At 43.4% G+C, this 18,876-nt stretch carries 15 protein-coding genes; 7 read left to right on the top strand and 8 right to left on the bottom strand.

All coding sequences use genetic code 11. The features are described 5' to 3' along the window. The first annotated feature begins 170 nt into the window (after positions 1 to 170). The 3 genes from ACZW67_RS06525 (at position 171) to ppc (ending at position 5,664) form a co-directional block, all read left to right on the top strand. Positions 171 to 1,055, top strand: a complete 885-nt coding sequence (locus ACZW67_RS06525) for a LysR family transcriptional regulator (RefSeq protein ID WP_465182609.1) — start codon at positions 171 to 173, stop codon at positions 1,053 to 1,055. Between the two features lie 391 nt (positions 1,056 to 1,446). Further along, positions 1,447 to 2,463 carry a bile acid:sodium symporter family protein gene (locus ACZW67_RS06520; RefSeq protein ID WP_465182608.1) on the top strand — a complete coding sequence of 339 codons (1,017 nt, stop codon included), beginning with the start codon at positions 1,447 to 1,449 and terminating at the stop codon, positions 2,461 to 2,463. 420 nt (positions 2,464 to 2,883) lie between these two features. After that, entirely contained in the window at positions 2,884 to 5,664 is a 2,781-nt protein-coding gene (gene ppc / locus ACZW67_RS06515) for a phosphoenolpyruvate carboxylase (RefSeq protein WP_465182635.1), read from the top strand. Positions 5,665 to 5,836: 172 nt separating this feature from the next. On the opposite strand, the gene ACZW67_RS06510 is transcribed toward ppc, so the two are convergent. Continuing rightward, positions 5,837 to 6,556: a hypothetical protein gene (locus tag ACZW67_RS06510; protein WP_465182607.1), complete on the bottom strand. Its 720-nt coding sequence runs from the start codon at positions 6,554 to 6,556 to the stop codon at positions 5,837 to 5,839. Positions 6,557 to 6,749: 193 nt separating this feature from the next. Then, on the bottom strand, positions 6,750 to 7,472 hold the full coding sequence (locus tag ACZW67_RS06505; RefSeq protein WP_465182606.1) for a hypothetical protein: 723 nt from the start codon (positions 7,470 to 7,472) through the stop codon (positions 6,750 to 6,752). Between the two features lie 330 nt (positions 7,473 to 7,802). On the opposite strand from ACZW67_RS06505, the gene ACZW67_RS06500 reads away from it, so the two are divergent. Further along, entirely contained in the window at positions 7,803 to 8,969 is a 1,167-nt protein-coding gene (locus ACZW67_RS06500) for a TauD/TfdA family dioxygenase (RefSeq protein ID WP_465182605.1), read from the top strand. A 143-nt stretch (positions 8,970 to 9,112) separates the two neighbouring features. On the opposite strand, the gene ACZW67_RS06495 is transcribed toward ACZW67_RS06500, so the two are convergent. The 3 genes from ACZW67_RS06495 to ACZW67_RS06485 form a co-directional block, all read right to left on the bottom strand. Further along, positions 9,113 to 9,619 carry an MFS transporter gene (locus ACZW67_RS06495; protein ID WP_465182634.1) on the bottom strand — a complete coding sequence of 169 codons (507 nt, stop codon included), beginning with the start codon at positions 9,617 to 9,619 and terminating at the stop codon, positions 9,113 to 9,115. 14 nt (positions 9,620 to 9,633) lie between these two features. Further along, positions 9,634 to 10,236 (bottom strand): MFS transporter, encoded by a 603-nt coding sequence (locus ACZW67_RS06490; protein ID WP_465182604.1) that lies wholly within the window; start codon positions 10,234 to 10,236, stop codon positions 9,634 to 9,636. A gap of 69 nt (positions 10,237 to 10,305) precedes the next feature. Then, positions 10,306 to 11,496, bottom strand: coding sequence for an MFS transporter (locus ACZW67_RS06485; RefSeq protein ID WP_465182603.1), 1,191 nt, complete (start codon positions 11,494 to 11,496; stop codon positions 10,306 to 10,308). Between the two features lie 156 nt (positions 11,497 to 11,652). Between ACZW67_RS06485 and ACZW67_RS06480 the strand changes: the two genes are divergently transcribed. Beyond that, on the top strand, positions 11,653 to 12,564 hold the full coding sequence (locus tag ACZW67_RS06480) for a LysR family transcriptional regulator (RefSeq protein ID WP_465182602.1): 912 nt from the start codon (positions 11,653 to 11,655) through the stop codon (positions 12,562 to 12,564). A gap of 131 nt (positions 12,565 to 12,695) precedes the next feature. On the opposite strand, the gene fhuB is transcribed toward ACZW67_RS06480, so the two are convergent. From fhuB to ACZW67_RS06465, 3 genes are all read right to left on the bottom strand, one after another. After that, entirely contained in the window at positions 12,696 to 14,849 is a 2,154-nt protein-coding gene (fhuB, locus tag ACZW67_RS06475; RefSeq protein WP_465182601.1) for a Fe(3+)-hydroxamate ABC transporter permease FhuB, read from the bottom strand. Next, entirely contained in the window at positions 14,846 to 15,781 is a 936-nt protein-coding gene (locus tag ACZW67_RS06470) for a TroA family protein (RefSeq protein WP_465182600.1), read from the bottom strand. Before ACZW67_RS06470 ends, fhuB begins: the two co-directional genes overlap by 4 nt. Positions 15,782 to 15,952: 171 nt before the next feature. Next, positions 15,953 to 16,717, bottom strand: a complete 765-nt coding sequence (locus tag ACZW67_RS06465; protein WP_465182599.1) for an ABC transporter ATP-binding protein — start codon at positions 16,715 to 16,717, stop codon at positions 15,953 to 15,955. A gap of 151 nt (positions 16,718 to 16,868) precedes the next feature. Here ACZW67_RS06465 and ACZW67_RS06460 point away from each other — a divergent pair, with 151 nt between their 5' ends. Further along, positions 16,869 to 18,044 (top strand): SIP domain-containing protein, encoded by a 1,176-nt coding sequence (locus ACZW67_RS06460; protein ID WP_465182598.1) that lies wholly within the window; start codon positions 16,869 to 16,871, stop codon positions 18,042 to 18,044. Between the two features lie 216 nt (positions 18,045 to 18,260). Continuing rightward, positions 18,261 to 18,626, top strand: coding sequence for a DUF3817 domain-containing protein (locus ACZW67_RS06455; protein WP_465182597.1), 366 nt, complete (start codon positions 18,261 to 18,263; stop codon positions 18,624 to 18,626). Positions 18,627 to 18,876: the final 250 nt, after the last annotated feature.

Genomic DNA, 18,876 nt, shown 5'->3' with positions numbered 1-18,876 from the left:
GTTTTGATGTGTTGATGATAAGCCACTCAACCAACAATTAAAAACAAATGATTCCTGTTAGTGATACAAGTATTATTGGTTTATAGTATTGATTGTTAGCAGCAGATCAACAAGCAGTTGACAACTGGTTAAATACTATGAGGCGAACGTTCTGACAATGGAGAGGTACATTGAGTAAATTAGACAGGTTAGACATCAAACAACTGCGTGTGTTTCAAGCGCTCATACGTGAGCAAAGTGCCTCTAAAGCTGCAGCGCAGCTAGGACTTACGCAACAAGCGGTCAGTGAGCAATTAAAAAAACTACGCGACGTTTTTGATGATCGATTGTTTCTTCGCAAAACCAATGGGTTTATTGCCACCCCCTTTGCACAAACTCTATCCGTGAGTGTTGATAAACTGCTGAATGATTTTAATACCTTGGTGTCACCAACCACGTTTGACCCCAATACCGTTGAAGGCACCTTTGTTGTTGCGGCCACTGATTACGCACAGCAAATAGTCCTACCAACATTGATTGCCCTGATAAGGACACAAGCCCCTAACTTAAAGGTGATAGTGAGGGACTTTGAAATTGATAAACTCAATGAATTGATGGAGAGTGGTCACGTTAATCTGGCGATTGCCTTTCCTGATTATATTCCAGACAGTTATCCTATTTTGACCCTATTTGAAGAGCATCATGTTTGTGTCGCATCGCCAAACGCCACTATTTTGAAAGGCACACCTACCTTGGCCGACGTGGCACAATATCCTAGTATCATCGCCTCACCATCACGCCCTAACTTTAAAGGCTCTGTTGATGACTGGTTTAAATCGTTTGGTTTAAAAAGAAACGTGGTGGTGTCTGCGCCCTGTTTTTCGGTCGTACCACTGTATCTTGAAACAACGGATTCCATTGCTTTTTTGCCTTCTCGTGCTATCAAGGGATTAAATTTAATTGAGATTAAACTTGAACACACACCGGATACGTTCGATGTGATTGCCGCTTGGCACCCACGTTATCATGAAGATGCGTTGCAGCGATGGGTGATATCACTACTGAAAGACAAATGATTGACCTGTAATCAGTCAACAGAGCCTATCAGCTATAACGATTCATACTGTTTCATGTGCATGATGGTTGTCTGCTTGACGATCATCTGCATTATGGCTGTCTGCATAGCTTTTTTGCAGATTTTTCATCAATAAAGCGCTATGTAAATTAAATAAACTAAATCATGAGTGATTATAATTAATTTTGAGAGTTTGGAATTTAAAGAAAGGTAACGGTAATGTCCGGCTTAAGTAACTTTGAGCAAATGAAACCTTTTACATTAAAAATGGGATAACATCTAAAGTTGTCATAATAGCAACTTATTGTTGGCTAAAAATACCTGAAACTTGTTGGAAATATAAGGGTTTTAAACTTATACTTAACTATTTTTCGACTTAAAGGGATTTAGAGATGCATTTTTTAGGGATGATTAGCCAACAGTTAAGTCGGTTTACCGCATTGGTTATTGTTTTGGCGGCAGCCGTGACATTTATAGAACCTGCAACTTTTTCTTGGGTGACAGGCGACACTCAGGTCATTGTGCTAGGGATTATCATGCTTGCTATGGGTATGACATTGGGTAAAGAAGATTACAAAATATTGGCCAAGCGCCCACTAGATATTTTTATTGGTTCTATCATTCAATATACCGTGATGCCGATATTGGCAATTGGTGTGGCTCGCCTATTTGATCTCTCACCCGGCTTAACGTTAGGATTGGTTTTAGTCGGCACTTGTCCAGGTGGCGTGTCTTCTAATATCATGAGCTATCTGGCTAAAGGCGATGTGGCATTTTCAGTAGGCATGACCACTGTATCGACCATCATTGCACCTTTGGTGACACCGCTGTGGTTGAATTATTTAGTGGGTCAATCAGTCGAAATGGATGGTTGGGGCATGTTCCGCTTTATGCTGCTAGTGACATTGTTACCAGTCGCTATCGGCTCTATGCTAAATATTTTATTTCACAACAAACATTGGTTTAACGATGTGCGTGCTATTATGCCAGGCGTTGCTGTCTTGGCTTTTGCCGCGATCGTTGGCGGCGTTGCAGCCGTATTTGGCAGTCAGTTTTTACAATCAGGATTGGTCGTCATTTTAGCCATTGCCGTACACAACTTTGCTGGTTATATCTTGGGCTACTACTCAGGTGCATTATTTGGTATGAATAAGGCCAAAAAACGTACCATATCTATTGAGGTTGGTGTGCAAAATGCAGGCTTGGCAACGGGTTTAAGTACCAAATTTTTCCCTGGTAATGCAGAGTCTGCCATCGCAGCAGCCGTGGCTTGTATCTGGCACTCGGTATCCGGCTCTGTATTGGCAAATATTTTTGCTTGGTGGGATAAGCGTCAGGAAGCAAAACCCCCTACGACTATCGATGTAGAAGAAAACGTAGATCTTGGTAAACCCATCAAAAATAGTTAATATTATTGAAAAAGGTAAAACTGAAAGCACTACGCTAGGGCGTGTCATCTATCTTTTTGATATAAAGACCCACAATCTAAATGATGATACGCCCTAGATTATTAGCTACTAGCCAGCTAATTCAATAGCAATACCCTTGATCGCAACTTCATATCTTAAAACAAATTTATTAAACGACAGTTAATTCATTTTGAAGTACTGTCGTAGAGTGAATGTGAGTTTTTTGACAACTTTGATAAATTCTAAATGCATTTCGCGAGAAAAATTTATACCAGTAGCACATTAGTTTTGCTATGGTTAATGTGGTAAATTGCTTGGACAGTCAAAATAATAAAAGCAGCCAATGAATACCCGTCAATAACAATATATTAAAATCATGATTTTCATATATTGCCAACCCATTTAATGAGAAGGTTAATGATGACTATAGATAATAACGTATTACGTGAGCGCATCAGCTTATTAGGCTCATTTTTGGGTGACGCGATTTCGCGCCAGTCAGGTGAACAAACCGTACAGACTATCGAGACACTGCGTAAAGGGTTTATCCAACAGCGCCGCGAGCCTAATGAAGCAAACAAGCAACAGCTGATTGACTTCATTGCCTCTCTAGACAATCAAGCCTTAAAAAATGTCATTCGTGGTTTTTCTATCTATTTTTTCCTTGCTAATTTGAGCGAAGAGAACTATTTACGTGAACAACGACAAGCCCAACGTCTACAGTCAGAACACAGCTGGGAAGGCTCGTTCCGTCGTACCTTACTGGAGTGCCGTGAGCGCAATATTGAACCCGCTCAAATGCAAGAGCTGATTGATCAGTTGAAATTCATGCCTGTGTTCACCGCGCATCCAACTGAAGCACGTCGTCGTACGACGATGAACATGTTACAAAGCCTATTTACACATAGCGATGCGCTAAATAACCTAACTGAAAACAGCTTTGCTTATGAGCAAGCCAAAGAGCAAACTGCTCAAACCATTGACTTACTCTGGTCATCTGATGAAGTGCGTACCCGTAAACCTTTGGTCTATGATGAGATAAATAACGGTCTCCATTATTTTAACGCCAGTTTGTTTAGTGCCATTCCTAAAGTGTACCGCAATATTAAAAAAGCCATCATCGATATCTATCCTGAGCTGACTGACTATCCACTACCCGCATTTATTAGCTTTGGCTCTTGGATCGGTGGCGACAGAGATGGCAATCCTTTTGTCACGTTTGAAACCACAGAGCGTGCCGTATTAATGCATGCCGATACGGTACTGCGTCACTATCAAGTACTGCTGAAGAAACTACGCCGCCAGCTCATTCACAGTGATACGATCGTGACGATTGAATCTGACGTCTATAACAAAATCAAAAGCTACGACGAATTAGACCAGCGGGTATTTGATTATAATCTCGATGATTATAGCAATGAGCCTTATCGTCGACTGCTCTCTATCATCCTAACTAAAGTCAAAGCCACCAATCGCCGCATTCAAAGCAAAGGCACAGATATCGAGGCTGAAAAGGACGCTTACCGCAATCCAGAAGAGTTATTAGAAGATTTGCGCATCATTCGTCAAAGTGTGAACACACACGACACGGCACATGCAGAAGGATTATTGCTTGATGTTATTCGACTGGTCAAAACTTGCGGCTTCCATCTGGCTGCGCTCGATATCCGTCAAGAGTCGTTTTATCATAGTGAAGTCATTGCTGATATCTTTGCCAGTGCCTCTAACCTGCCTGATTATCAAACGCTCAATGAAGTGGAGCGTCGCGACTGGCTAACACGCTTGCTCGAAAAACCGGGCACACCGCTTATTTATACCGACAATCTCGGTGACAAAACACGCGAGCAATTGGCGCTGATGAACTCAGTAGCGACCTTGCGCAAACTGGTTGGACAAGACACCTTTGGCAGTTATGTTATCTCGATGACCAATAATGCCAGTCAATTATTAGAAGTGTTGCTATTGATGCGCTTTGCAGGCTTGTGCACCGTTGATGCTGATGGCAAATTGTCTGCTGACCTGCCCGTTGCCCCCTTGTTTGAAACCATCGAAGATCTTAAAAACATCGACCAAATATTACCTGCTGTGCTAGACAACCCACTGTATCGTGGATTGCTACAGAACACCGATAATACGCAAGAGATCATGCTGGGTTACTCAGACTCATCGAAAGATGGTGGCATTATCACATCGGCATGGCAGCTGTATAGCGCACAGCAAACCATTAACGATATTGCCGAAAAATATGGCATCAAAACACGACTGTTCCATGGTCGCGGCGGGTCTGTGAGCCGTGGTGGTGGCTCAACTCACAAAGCGATTGCTGCACAGCCTGCTGGTACCCTGCACGGTCAGATTAAAGTGACCGAGCAAGGCGAAGTGCTATATGCCAAGTACGCCAATACGGATACTGCGGTGTTTGAGCTGACCATGGGTATCACAGGTACACTCAAAGCCTGCTCTTCAAGGTTTGTGGTTCAACCAGCTGAGCTGCCAAATTATGAAGCACTGTTTGCACAGTTGGCAGATGCGGGTGAGCAACGTTATCGCGAGCTGACGGACAATACCGAGGGCTTTTATAAATTCTATTCCGAGGTCACGCCTGTACAAGAAATTTCTTTATTGAATATTGGCTCACGCCCTGCCCATCGTAAAAAAGGCCTACCAAGCAAAACCACCTTACGAGCGATTCCTTGGGTATTTGGTTGGTCATTGGCACGCTTTACCCTACCGGCTTGGTATGGCGTAGGCAGTGCGCTGGATAGCGTCAAAAAAGACGAAGCATTGATGAAAGAGATGAATGCTAAATGGCCGTTCTTTAGCGTGTTTATCAGTAATATCGAGATGGCCTTTACCAAAGCCAATATGAATATTGCAGAGGCCTATAGCCAACTGTGTGATGATGAGCCGTTACGCGAAAAAATCATGACAGCAGTGGTCGATGAACATACGCTGACCAATTCAGGTCTTAACTCTTTGCTTGAACAAGAGTCTTTATTGTCTAATCAAGATAACTTGGCCGCATCCCTTCAGTGGCGAGACGCTTATCTAGACCCTATCAACTATATACAGATTGAGCTGTTAAAGCGTGCGAGACAACAGGATACCCCTAACCATACGGAACATGGCGATCTTAATGTAGAAGACCCATTAATCCGTAGCATCAATGCGCTGGCAGCGGGTTTACGTAATACTGGTTAGAGTAGCTTTCGAATAACCAGAATACTGATAAACAACAAACACTAAATATGGAGGTTTCGTTAGCGTAGCCTCCATATTGTTTAAACAAACTCTTCGGAATGATGTGATGGGCTTGTGGATAGACGGACATGTTACTTTCCTATAGTTTTTTATATAAAAGTACGATTAAAAATCAAACTAAATGACAAAAATGGGCGTTCCATTGCTCGTGTATATCGGCTTGCACTAATGCTTGATACAGCCTATCGGACATAAAATAAGAACTCTGAAATAAGGGGTCATGCCATATATCCACATCACACTCTGTCACGGATTGACTTACCGCTAACATATTGTCTTCTATATCATGGAAAGTATTATAAAATGGTGTAGGATAGTTCTTATAGTGATATTCAAGTCTTTCATCAAGCTGTGGATTTATCAGATACTCTTTACGCTCACATAAATTTAAAAAATAAAAAGTATCGTCCAGCCACAGCTCATCGGTAAAGAGTTTATGAATCTTCAGCGGGGTCAGCGTTGACTCCCCTAAGTTAAACTGCTTAAAAACATTTGCACAGGCTTCGTTTAGCACTAACCCACCGCCTTTGACTCGAAATATATAATCTGACTTCTTAGGCAACTCTTCTCTATCATTTTCTAGCCATAAGCTATCTGGAGAAGTGGGAAACTTCTTAAAAGCTTGGACAAGCCTTTCTATATTCGCGCCATAAGACCCTAACTCCTTATTTTTAGCTATAACATCCTTATCCTTTTGATTAGCAAAATATTCTAAATTGCTTGCTTGATAGGCAGGGTAGTCATAAACATTAGGAATATTCATTCCGATTGAATAAATATTGACATGTTCATAATCCAGTATGCTAATCCATACCTTTGGTTCGTTACTCATTTGTTATCTCCTCAGGGTTAAAGTTTAAGTTAGTTAAAAGCTTTGCAGTCATTACTGTCATCAATAGGCACTGCAAAGCTATCTACATTTTCGGAATGATGTGATGGGCTTGCTGTGGGACGGAGTCTGCCATAGTAATGTTCCAAAAGTTAAGCGTTAAAATGAGTAAGATTTAAGTATTAAAGATCGAATATCAAACCAACTGACAAGACACCATCTCCCATTGACTGTCCATATTCGCTTGTACTAGAGCATCATGCAGCGCATCGGACACAAATACATAACTCATCAATAAGGGGTCATGCCATAGATCTAGCTCGCAGCTTAGTGCTGATTTACTAACTAATAGCTGTTTATCCTTAACAGGTACACCACTAGTACCGTATTTGTCTCTACCTTCTATAGTTGGAAATCGTTTGAAAACCTTATCCACCTGTGGGTATTGAATATATTCTCGTCTTTCACACAAATTAAGAAAATAAAAGGTCTCCTCACTACACAGCTGCTGAGTCTCAAGGTCGTAGATTTGCACTGGTGTGAGCGTACTCTCTCCTAAGCGAAACTGCTGTAGCAGCTGAGCACAGGCTTGGGTAAACACAACGCCGCCACTTCTCACAAAAAAGATGTATTCAGACGATGATGGTAGCTTGGTATCACTACTCTCTACCCACAAGCTGTCTGGTAAGTGCTCGGTCTCAAAAAAACCACTGCTAGCTTTGGATAGCTCCAACCTATTTTCTTTATACACTTTTTTTATTTCTAATAACTTAGGATCAGCTGTTTTTTCCCTACTTTCAAATACTTTCCAATACTTAGGAAAGTCATATTTTTTACTATTGGCGGGATAGATATCATAAAAATTGACAGAAGTTGTCATATTAAAGCCTGACAGCCAGACGTTGTTTGTATTGCTCATTCATTTTTCCTTAGTCAGTAGTGTTCAGGTATATAAAAGCTTTACGATAGCCAAAGCAGCATTCGCAAAGCCATACAATAGCTTATACTCGGTTCCCTTGTATAAGAATCATTTGAACGCAACTATATCCCTCATGTCAATGGTTCACAATGCAGGTTATCTGTTACCCCCAACTAGATTACCCACATCATTCACTCCTTTACATGCGCTCTTTCACATGTTAATTGATATTGCCCATTAGGGGATTCGTAATTCAGTGTTTGAATAACCGATATTAGCAATATACCGTAAAATATATTTTTACTTCATGTATATGTAGGATCTGCTCCAATGGAAACGCCTCAAGCAACACCATCTCTAGACATCGCCGTAGCAAATGACTATCAAATAGAATCCGTTGCACTCATTGACCGCGCCATTCAAATACGCTGGAATGATGGTATCGAGAGCACCTATCACTATATCTGGCTGCGTGATAACTGCCCATCGGCTTTTCATCCGCAAACTGGCGAGCGTTGCTTTGATTTGCTGAGTATCTCAAAAGATATCCATCCACTATCCGTCTCTTTTGATGAGACAACGCTGACGATTGAATGGTCAGAACAAGCGCATACCAGCCACTTTGAACAAAGCTGGTTACGTGAGTTTGGGTATTCTAGTGCATTGGCAAAAAACCATAGCAGTCCTTATGAAAGTTGGGATGGCACGTTTATTGACCACATCCCCATGTATGACCAGCAGAGCATCATGACCAGTGACAGCGCTTTATATGAGTGGATGAGTGCGCTGGATAAATATGGGCTTACTATCATTGATAATATGCCAGATGACTCTGATGCTGGCATACAGACAGCCATGCGAGTTGATTATTTACGGCAGACTAATTTCGGTATGACCTTTGATGTGATATCAGAAAAATCGCCGATTAATTTGGCTTATACGTCACTCTCATTACCTTTGCATACCGACTTGCCAAATCAGGAATTACCTCCAGGCTATCAATTTTTGCATTTTTTGAGTAATGAAAGCATAGGTGGCGAATCTACTTTCGTAGATGGGTTAAAGGTGTTAGAAGGGTTACGAAAAGAGCAGCCTGAGTATTTTCGCTTGCTTGCCGAATATGCCATCCCCTTTCGTTTTCATGACAGCGCCCATGATATTCGTGAGCATCACCCCGTCATCAATCTAGACAACTTTGGCAATATTGTAGAAATCAAATACAACGCGCATCTTGCAGATGTTTTTGATTTGCCGAGCGATATTATGTACGACTACTACCTTGCTTATCGAGAGCTGATGGCTCGACTAAAAGACGCTCGTTATAAAATTGAGTTAAAACTAGCAGCGGGTCAAATGGTGGTCTTTGATAACCGCCGAGTCCTGCACGGACGTAACGCATTTGATGAAAACGTCGGTGAGCGTCGTCTCAAAGGCTGTTATGTTGACCGCTCAGAATTTAAAAGTCGCTTACGAACGCTTAAAAAGCAACTGGCTTAACACGATCCACAAGCTAACTGATGCTGTGATTGTGATTGTAATATAAAGAGCAAGAGCAACAGCATCAGTGTTTGGCTCAGTGTCTGTTGATGACCCTAATCTGCTTCCCTTCATGTTCCCTTATGGAAAGCATAAGCGCTCTATCAAGCAGCTTTACGACCTTTCAAAAATAGCACCATGCTAATGATGACGCTAAACACGCTACACATAATAAACACGTTGTGCGCGCCGCCCGGCATGTACTCCATAAATGATGTGAAGAACTGACCAGAAAAAACTGCCATCGTAAAGTAAGATAAGTTACGGCCACGTACTTTAGCAGCACTTAGCTCGACAGTCATATGGTTCAACAGCGGAATACTAAAACCAAATCCAATGCCGATCAATAGCGCGCCTAATACTAATAGCAAGGTGCTGGTTTGCGTAAAGCAAATATACGATAACGCAAATGCTAAAAATGCCAGTGCCAAGACTTTAGGTTCATTTAACCATTTGATTATTTTGGGCATAAAGCCTGCGGTAACGACAGCAACCAAAGAGATAAAGGCCAATAGTTGACCGATTTGTGATTCGTTATAGCTCAACTCATTCATAGTGATGGGCAATAACACGGTTGAGGTGAAAAAGATGGTCATCGCTAAGGTTGAGATAAGATAAACATTTTTTAGAGATAGGCCCTATCGTCTTCAGCAACCTGTGTATTCTCTGCTGTAGCTGCATGATGCCGTGGTACAAACAGTAATAGCATGGCTAAGAATACCCACGCCATTAAATAAATCGATAGCGGTAATGCCCAGAACTGTGAGGCCAGCAACCCACCTAAAAATAAGAATATGACCCCACCCAGCTCTACTGCCATGCCTTGTTTAGCAATCATCTTTAAGCGAGCTTCGCCTTGATACCACGTAGAGATTAATACCGTACAACTCGCCATGACGACCGCCGTTATACCGCCCAATAAAAACCGATTGCTAAACACCTGCGCTGGCCCATGTAAAAGGTAAGCACTGGCACCTGCAAGTCCGTATAAAAACAAACCGATTATCAAGAGTTTGTACGCGCCATATTTATCGATTAACTTGCCAGCCAGTGGCGCAAATACCACCGCACCCAATGACGGCAAGGTGATTAATAGCACGCTGTTGTCGGTAATGCCCAAGCCTGCCGAAATACTGACCAAGCCGGGTGCCAGTAACGTGCCGACCATAATGGTCAAACTGGCAATACACAGTAAGGTAAAACTACCTGCCGTTTTTAATTGGTTCATATGTGTCCCTAGTCGTTTCGATATCCATGTACGGATATAACTGTATTGATATAACTGTACTGATATCACTTATTTTTTGGCGAATGAATTGAATATTGCGCTGATGATGATAAAGACGATGCTGACCACCACCACTCCTGGCCATTGGTATAAGGCAAAGGCTTTGACACCCGCCATAGACCCCAATGCCCCGCCTGTGTAGTAACCCAACATATAAATACCGTTGATGCGGCTTTGAGCTGCCGGATCGATACTAAAAACGCGAACCTGATTGGCCACTTGCGCACTGAATACAGCAAAGTCGATTAAGATAATACCGACAATCAACGACAGCAAATTACCTGCAAACAACCCTGTAATAGCGAAGCCTGTGGCAGCCAGTGCCAACGCAATCATGACTAAGGTTTTAGAGCCCAATTTATTGACCCATTTGCCAGAGGATTTAGCCCCTATCACGCCTGCCAGCGCAATCACACCAAATAGTCCTGCTTGCTGTGCATTGTAATTAAACGGTGCATCACTGACATAAATCGCCAGTGTTGCCCATAGTACATTGAATGAGGCAAACCAAAATGCGCCTGCAAGGGTGAATTTTTGCAGGGATTTGTGTTTTATAAATAGTGACAAGCTACTTTTGATAAGCGGAAAGTAACGCAGTGTGGTTTGCGGGGTGTTGGTTGGCAAAAATACGCGCAGTAATACCCCAAAGATAGCGGCAAGTGCTGCAGACATCACAAACACGCTGCGCCAACCGAACTGCTCCCCTACAAACCCACTTAAGGTTCTGGATAATAGAATACCAATGGTCAATCCCATCATCAGAGTACCAAGGGTTGCACCTTTGTTTTCAGGAGACACCATGGATGCGGCAAATGGAATGAGCTGTTGGGTAATATTAGCGCTGACACCAATCAAAAACACCGATAGCAGCAGTACGGGCAAGCTTGGTGACAGGGCAGCAAAGCCGCATGCTGCCACCAATAAGCAGGATAAAATACCAATCAAGCGTCTACGCGCAATAGAGTCGCCCAATGGTGAGAGGAACAGTAAAGCAAAGGCATAGCCAAACTGCGTCAATGCCGGAATACTACCCAGTTGCGCGTTGGTCAAATCAAACTCATGACCGATGAGCGGTAAAATCGGCTGGTTGTAATAAAGGTTGGCGGCGGTTGCGGCAATCGCTGCGGTCATTAACAGTAAAATAAATCTGCTTAACGACTGGCTTGACGATTGGTTTAGTACTGGTACTGGCTTATCCATTGTTATCTCGGCTTAATAAATCATGCCGCAAGTATAGAGCCTATCAAACCATAACAAAAATGATAGTATATGATTGAATCCATACGAATAATGTATAGATAAAAATTAAGACTGAGCAAGATTTTATGAAAGGCATTAATAAAAGGAATTGATGATATGGATATAAAAACACTCAAAAGCTTTATGGCAGTGGCCAAGTACCAGAGCTTTTCGGAAGCGGCGCGTGAGCTGTACACCGTACAACCTGCTATCAGTCGTCATATTTCATCATTAGAAACAGAATTGGGTGTTGTGCTGTTTAATCGTACTTCTCGTGAGGTAACTATCACGCCCGCTGGCGAGCAACTGCTGAAAGATGCTGCCACTATTTTGACCTTGGCAGAGCAAGCGAAGACACAAGTCAAACGAGCCCATGATGGACAAGTCGGCACACTCAATATTGCGCATCTAAGCTCGGCCTGCCTAACCTTTATGGCTAAACTGGTACGCAGTTATAAAGAAAAATTTCCGCACGTGCATGTGTCATTATTTGAGATGACGGTAACCGAACAGATAGAAGCGTTTAATAATGACCGCATCGATATTGGTTTTTCTAGGCCGCTACCGAGCGCTATTGCTAATGACTTTGTTAGCCACAGTATTTATATCGATAAATTGGTGGCGATTGTAAACCAGAGCCATGCATTGGCCGATCGACAAACCACTGATTTGGCGCAGCTAAAAGATGATAAGTTTATTATTTTTAACCGTGATGAAGCGGTTGGTCTATTTGATGAAACCATCATGCTATGTAAACAAGCTGGGTTTTCGCCCAATATTATCAGTCAACCCAAGCACATGCAGACATTGGTAACCGAGGTAGCTGCAGGCTTAGGCGTAGCGATTGCGCCTTATTGCGTACGCAAACTGTATAGCGATGGCTGTCACTTTATGATGCTAAACAACGTCAGCACACACATACCCGTGCATATCCAATACAAGCAGACCAATAACAGTGCAACGGTTGCCGCTTTCGTAGCAGTGGCATTAAACGCAACAGATGACATACAGCAAAGCATGGCGTATTAAACCCACAAAAAAGCCCCATTCGTCTGGTTTATAGAAAAATGGGGCTTAATACCATTCACATATCAACATACAAGCTCAAAGGTTACTCATTATATCTTTAACACTGAACAGATGTACCAATAAGAGAACCATCAACTCGCAGAAACAGGCACTTTGCGAATCAACCATAAGAAATATGCGCCACCAATAATAGCCGCCACAGTACCCGCAGGCAGCTCATAAGGAAAGATAACATAACGCCCTATCCAATCTGCTATCACCATCACACCTGCACCGAGCAAGGCGGCCAATGGCAATTGACGCTCAATCTTTATCGCACCTAGCGACGTCGCTAAATGTGGCACCATCAAGCCAATAAAGCTCAGTGGCCCGACAGCCAAAGTACTGGCCGTACTCAGTGCCGCTACCAATACCAACAATGCAAGCGTCACAGGCTTGACGGCGACGCCCAAATTACGAGCCACGCCTGTACCCAAACCGAGGATACGCAAAGGTTTTACTACTAGCAAACTGAGTGCAAACAGAATAAAGGCAATCGCAATAAGATACCAAACCGTACTAGGCTGGGCGCTATAGGTCGTTCCTGATAGCCAGCTAAGCATCGCTTCTAAACGCGGATCGCCAGATATCTTTACCATATGCATCACCCCATCCATCATGGCAGCGATCCCAATACCGACCAATAATAGATAGCCTGAACTTACCCTGCGTGCCAGCCAAATAACCAATAGCAACACCGCCATGGCACCAGACAATCCTGAGATAAGCAACGTACCCGCACCTGCGGACAGCCCTAAACTAGGCAGCAGTAAAAACCCTAAAATAACGCCAAGCGCAGCGCCCGAGCTGACCCCCAATACTTCTGGGCTTGCCATTGGATTGCGCGTCAGTGTTTGCAGTAGTACACCAGCGATGGCAAGCATTAGACCCGTTGCCGCCGCGCTCAAACTACGAGGCAGTCGATATTGCTGAGTAATGGCCCAGTCGGTACTGAGTCCCCAGCCATTAATATCTTGGACGAACAAACATGCCAACGCGATGAGCGCAACCACGCCAATACCCCAACGCCATAATACGACCGGCTTATCCTTACCGGTAATCATTGGAGTTACCGTCTCTATCTGCTCACGGCGCTGACGCAAAATCAGCCAGATAATTAACGGAGCACCGAGGATACCCGTCATTGCACCTGCCGGAATTTGCATGTCGAGTATCGGCTCTAGCAATAGCGCAACATTACTGGTCAGCCATAGTAATAGCGCACCCAATACGAAAGCGACGACTAAACGCTTGCTAATAGAAGAAATACCCAGCGCATTGACCAGACTAGCAGCACCCAATCCGATAAAGCCAATCAGCCCAACTTCACTCACGACCAATGCAGTTACGATCGCGACGAGCAACACCACCAGCGCGCGAATACTATTAATAGGTACGCCTAAACGCTTGGCTTGCAAGTCGTCTAAGCTCATTAGGGTCAGTGGTTTTAACAATGGCAGGCATAAGACCAGCATCACAACTGTGGTTATCGATAGCGTCGTACTGGTATGCCAGCTATTCTGTGCCAAAAAACCTGCAGCCCATGACAACATACCATTGCTGCGCTCCGCGAAAAACAACACCAATACATTGGCCACAGCAGCGAGTAAGATATTTACCACTAAGCCTGCAAGTATTAAAATCAACGGGTTAAAGCGACTGGGCGCTGACAAGGCAAATACCAAGCCCATACTGATAATCGCACCGACAAACGCGACATAAATACCGCCATAAATTGCCAAGCTTGGCAAAAACAGGGTCACGATTAGCATGGCCAGTTGCGCACCCACACCCACACCCAAAGTGGTGTCTGATGCCAATGGGTTTTTGACCAATTGCTGGAGTAAAATACTGACAACCCCAAGCAGTCCACCTGCCAATATTGCCACGATACTGGTTGCGACCAAGTGCAGCTGTGTCGCCATACTGGCAATATCTAACTGTGAGCTTGGCATCAACAGATCACCAATCGGACGTGTCCATTCTTGCGCGATTAACGTCCAACCACTCCATAGTGACAAAGCCAGAAGCACAATGAACATGCTCCATAGTCGCCACAGACCACTAGATTTAGAAGTATCTGACCGAGGTGACTCTGGAGATGGGGGTAATGGATTTGTTAGATTTTTCGTGTTCTTTAACGGCTTAGACGACGAAGGTGATGAAAGTGAAGACATAGAATCAACATTATTAGTAGTATTGTCAGCAGGCTGGTTATGAGGATGCTCGGCGGTATGAATGCTCATGAGGCTGCACCACCTTTTAGTGTGACATTTGATAAATTATTTGCCAAACCGACCAGTGATGCCATGCCGCCATAGATCCATACTGGCGGTAACTCGCCCACACAACGATCATGACCATAGCTTAGACGCTGCCAAATCAAGCTGTCATCAATCTCAGCACGCGTGATTGGACTCAAAGGATTGATAATCAATAGGCAAGTATCATTATCTAACGTGGCCAAATCACCCATACGTATCGGCACAAATCCCCATTGGTTGCCCTTACCTAATACATCGAGCTCTTTGCCCATGTGCGCCAATGCAGGCTGAAACAAACTGTTTGCCACATACATACGCATATTATTAGCATCAGCAAACTGAACCACAGCGAATTTTTTCACATTTGGATAGCGCTGTTGTAGCCGTTCACTAGCAATACCTATGCCGTCATTACTTTTTGCAATATAATCTTCAGCCAATTTTGGCTCGTTAATCAGCTTACCTAATTTGCGAGTTGGCTCAGTATAATCGGCCCATGTCGCGGTATCCCCTTTGGCTGCGAACATCACAGATTCAGCAGGGACATCACCATATAAATTGCGGGCATGTTGATAAAATGAATTGTCTACAACCAAATCAACTGGCAACTGCGCTACCAACTCGGCATTAGGCTGATAACGAATACCCAAATCAATCGTCGCTGGCGGTAATGTCGGCGTCCCTACCCATCTGTCCCATACTCTGACATCGCCCGTGGCAATCGGTGGATAGCCCATCGCCGTCAAGGTTGCTGCATTGCCCCAATCAGGCGAGGCAATATTAATTTTCACATGCGGCGCGCCGTCTACCTGAGCAGCTGTTTGAGCAGTTGCCTGAACATCTTTTTGCTCAGCCACTGGTTCTTGACACGCAGTTAGCATAGTGGTTAATGCCAAGCTGATGACAAGAGACAACCTCTTTAGTCGCACCTTTGGAGAGTCTGGTGAGCAGTTTCTGATTGACGGTTTTACGGCGTTTCTGGAGACGTTTTTAGAATGGTTATTTTGATAAAGAGCAGGGAACATAGCGACCTATCTTTTGAGCGAATAAGATGAAACAGGCGAATAAAAAAGATGAGCCAGACATTAAGCGATGGCAACAGGTTGCCCTGTTATAGGATGGCTAAGTAGTTGCATATCAACATTAAAGATATTGTGTAGTATGTCCGGTTGCATGGTACTTTTGATATCACCGTTATGGCAGATGCGGCCTTTTTTTAGAGCAATCACTCGATCGGCATACTGCGCAGCCAGATTGATGTCATGTACGATGATCACCACGCTCAAGCCCTGCTCATCGACCAGACGGCGAATCAGCTGAATGACTTCTAACTGATAGTGCATATCTAGTGCAGCCAGTGGCTCATCAAGTAACAGATATCGCGTGTCTTGTGCCAGACACATCGCCAGCCAAACTCGCGCACGCTCTCCACCTGACAACGTGGCGGTAATGCGGTCAGCGAACGCTTCTACTTGCGTAATACGCATGGCTTCTATTACTTTATCTTTATCAACTTGAGTGGGTTTTTGTAGCCATTTTTGATGCGGATAACGGCCTAGCATAACCAGCTCACGTACCGTAAACCCAGCAGCCTCAGGCAGTTGCTGCGGCAAATATGCCATTTGTCGTGCTAGCTCCTTGCTACTGTAGCTACTCATAGGACGATCATCTAAGCTGACGCTACCGCCATTACTTATCATCTCGCCTGCCAACGCTTTGATCAAAGTTGACTTGCCAGAGCCATTATGTCCCACCAAAGCAACCAATTGATTGGTATCAATCTCACAGCTCACATTGTCTAGCAAGGTGTTCCCTTGACGACTGATAGTCAGTTGGTTTGCACGTAACATAGCGATACTCGTCATTAATTTAAGTCGTGGTATTTATATTGGAAAGCCAATAAAAACCGATTTTACTCGTAAACCGTAATAAAAACAATTATCATTAAGATAAAATACAACTCTTTTAATCTTTCATGCACAATTGTTCGTGAGTACATATATGACCTATTCTATTTCATCTGCTAAAAATGAGACTTATATTCAATCAAATGTTTACACTTCCCTAGATATCCCAGAACTTGCCCATACCATTGCTCATATCAATGAAGAGCATTTCGACGAGTTACTCGGATTTTTGAAAGCGTTTACTTCCTTGACGACCGATGAGATGGATAATGCAGATATACAGTTGTCTGATATTTATGCTGAAGGTATCGCATTACGGGTACAGCCGAACAATTCAGCACATCCGCGCGCAAACGCTCAAAATACAGCCGCGCAAGATCATGATTTTTTTATCCCCTTTACCGCACCTATCACACAGCTTAGCGAACTACAGACGCAATATATTTTGCTCAAGCAACGTGCAGATAAAAAACTCGGCAAAAAAACCATCAAACTGACTGAACAAAAATTCATCGTACAGAACAGCTATCATGTCAGCGAGAACATGCTGCGTCTGGTCTTAACAGTACCAGAAACCAATACCTCTAATCCTGTGCCCGTCAATGAAGCAGGTTATGCGTACTTATTTGATTTAGAGCATAACGTCACTGATGAGCATGACCGCCCCTCACGCTCCCATTGCTACTACACATTAAGAAAAGCCTGGTCAACTTCAGATGGCATGCAGGCATGGGTTGATGTGTTTCTACACGGTGATACCTCTGGCGGTAATTGGGCGAGCTCATTGCAAGCAGGTGATAGCGTAATCAGTAAGCGTGAGTTTCCAGAGAAAGTTGAGCATCTACATGAGGGCCAAGCGCTGCTAGTAGCAGATGAGACTTCGATGCCGACCGTGGCACGCTTACTGGAGCTGTGGGATAACCCTCTACCACCACTTATCCTCTGTGTTACTCAAGATGAAAAAGATCAGGCTTATTTTAATGACGTTAAAATAAACGCTGATAACATGAGCAGTGACATAGAAAGCAATACAGATAATAAATTTATAGTACTGCCATTAGTGACAGGTCAGGTAAACTCAGGAGAAGAGTTAGCCACGTTGATAGACAATACGGTGGGCGACTATCTAGCCACGCATCCGCTAAAAATCGATAAGGTCTGGGGAGCGCTTGAAGCAGGTGCCGCAAAATCACTGCGTCGATTACTCAAACAAAGACTCACATTAGAGCGCGCTGATGCGGTCGTTAAAGTCTATTGGCGTAAGGACTGAAGCAGGCTTAAAGACTAATATAATAAAAGCTGAGTTTATATAAATGATGCTGAGCAGATGAGAGAGATACAAGTTTTGAAGAGACGGAAGTGAGAACATGTTCTGGGGTCTACCCTAAGAACGGACTCTATAGTCACTGACACAAAGCAATCCTTCAAAGCATGGAACAAAGCCAGTATCATATGGTGCATTCAATAATACCGAAAGGAACACAACGTGTCACAAGCTCAGACCACCAGCCCCACTAGCAGTGAAACAACTGGCCTTAGCAAAAAACAGCATTCGTCGTTAAAGATATTAACCGTTGTCGGCTATCTAGAAGGCACTTCTTTCTTATTATTAATGGGCATTGCCATGCCACTTAAATATATGACAGGTATACCCGAAGCAGTAAAATATATCGGTATGGCACACGGTATATTATTTATCGCTTATATTCTTGTACTACTGATTACTGTCGGTAGAATAAAAATGCCGCTTTGGGCCATGCCTGCAGGCGTACTTGGCTCATTTTTACCCTTTGGACCATTTATATTCGATCATTTTTTGAAAAAAACCTTAAACAAGAACGCAGAAAAGTAAGCGTAAAAACATCTTTCTAATATAGATAAACAAGATACCCCAATGCGTCTCATAAAAGACGTATCGGGGTATCTTTTTGCCATTTTATCAATACCACCTTCAATATTTTATTCCTTGTAATGAGTAAGGTAATTACCACTTAATGGCTCTTTATTCGACTAATAGTCAGCCCTGTAAAGCCAAAGAGCAGCGTTAATAGCAACGATAAATAACAGAAAAACGCATAAGGCAGATAATCCAATACCGGTAC

The organism is Psychrobacter sp. TPE 89C, assembly GCF_055522395.1.
The sequence above is the reverse complement of the archived record's forward strand: the minus strand, read 5'-3'. Positions and strand labels throughout refer to the sequence as shown.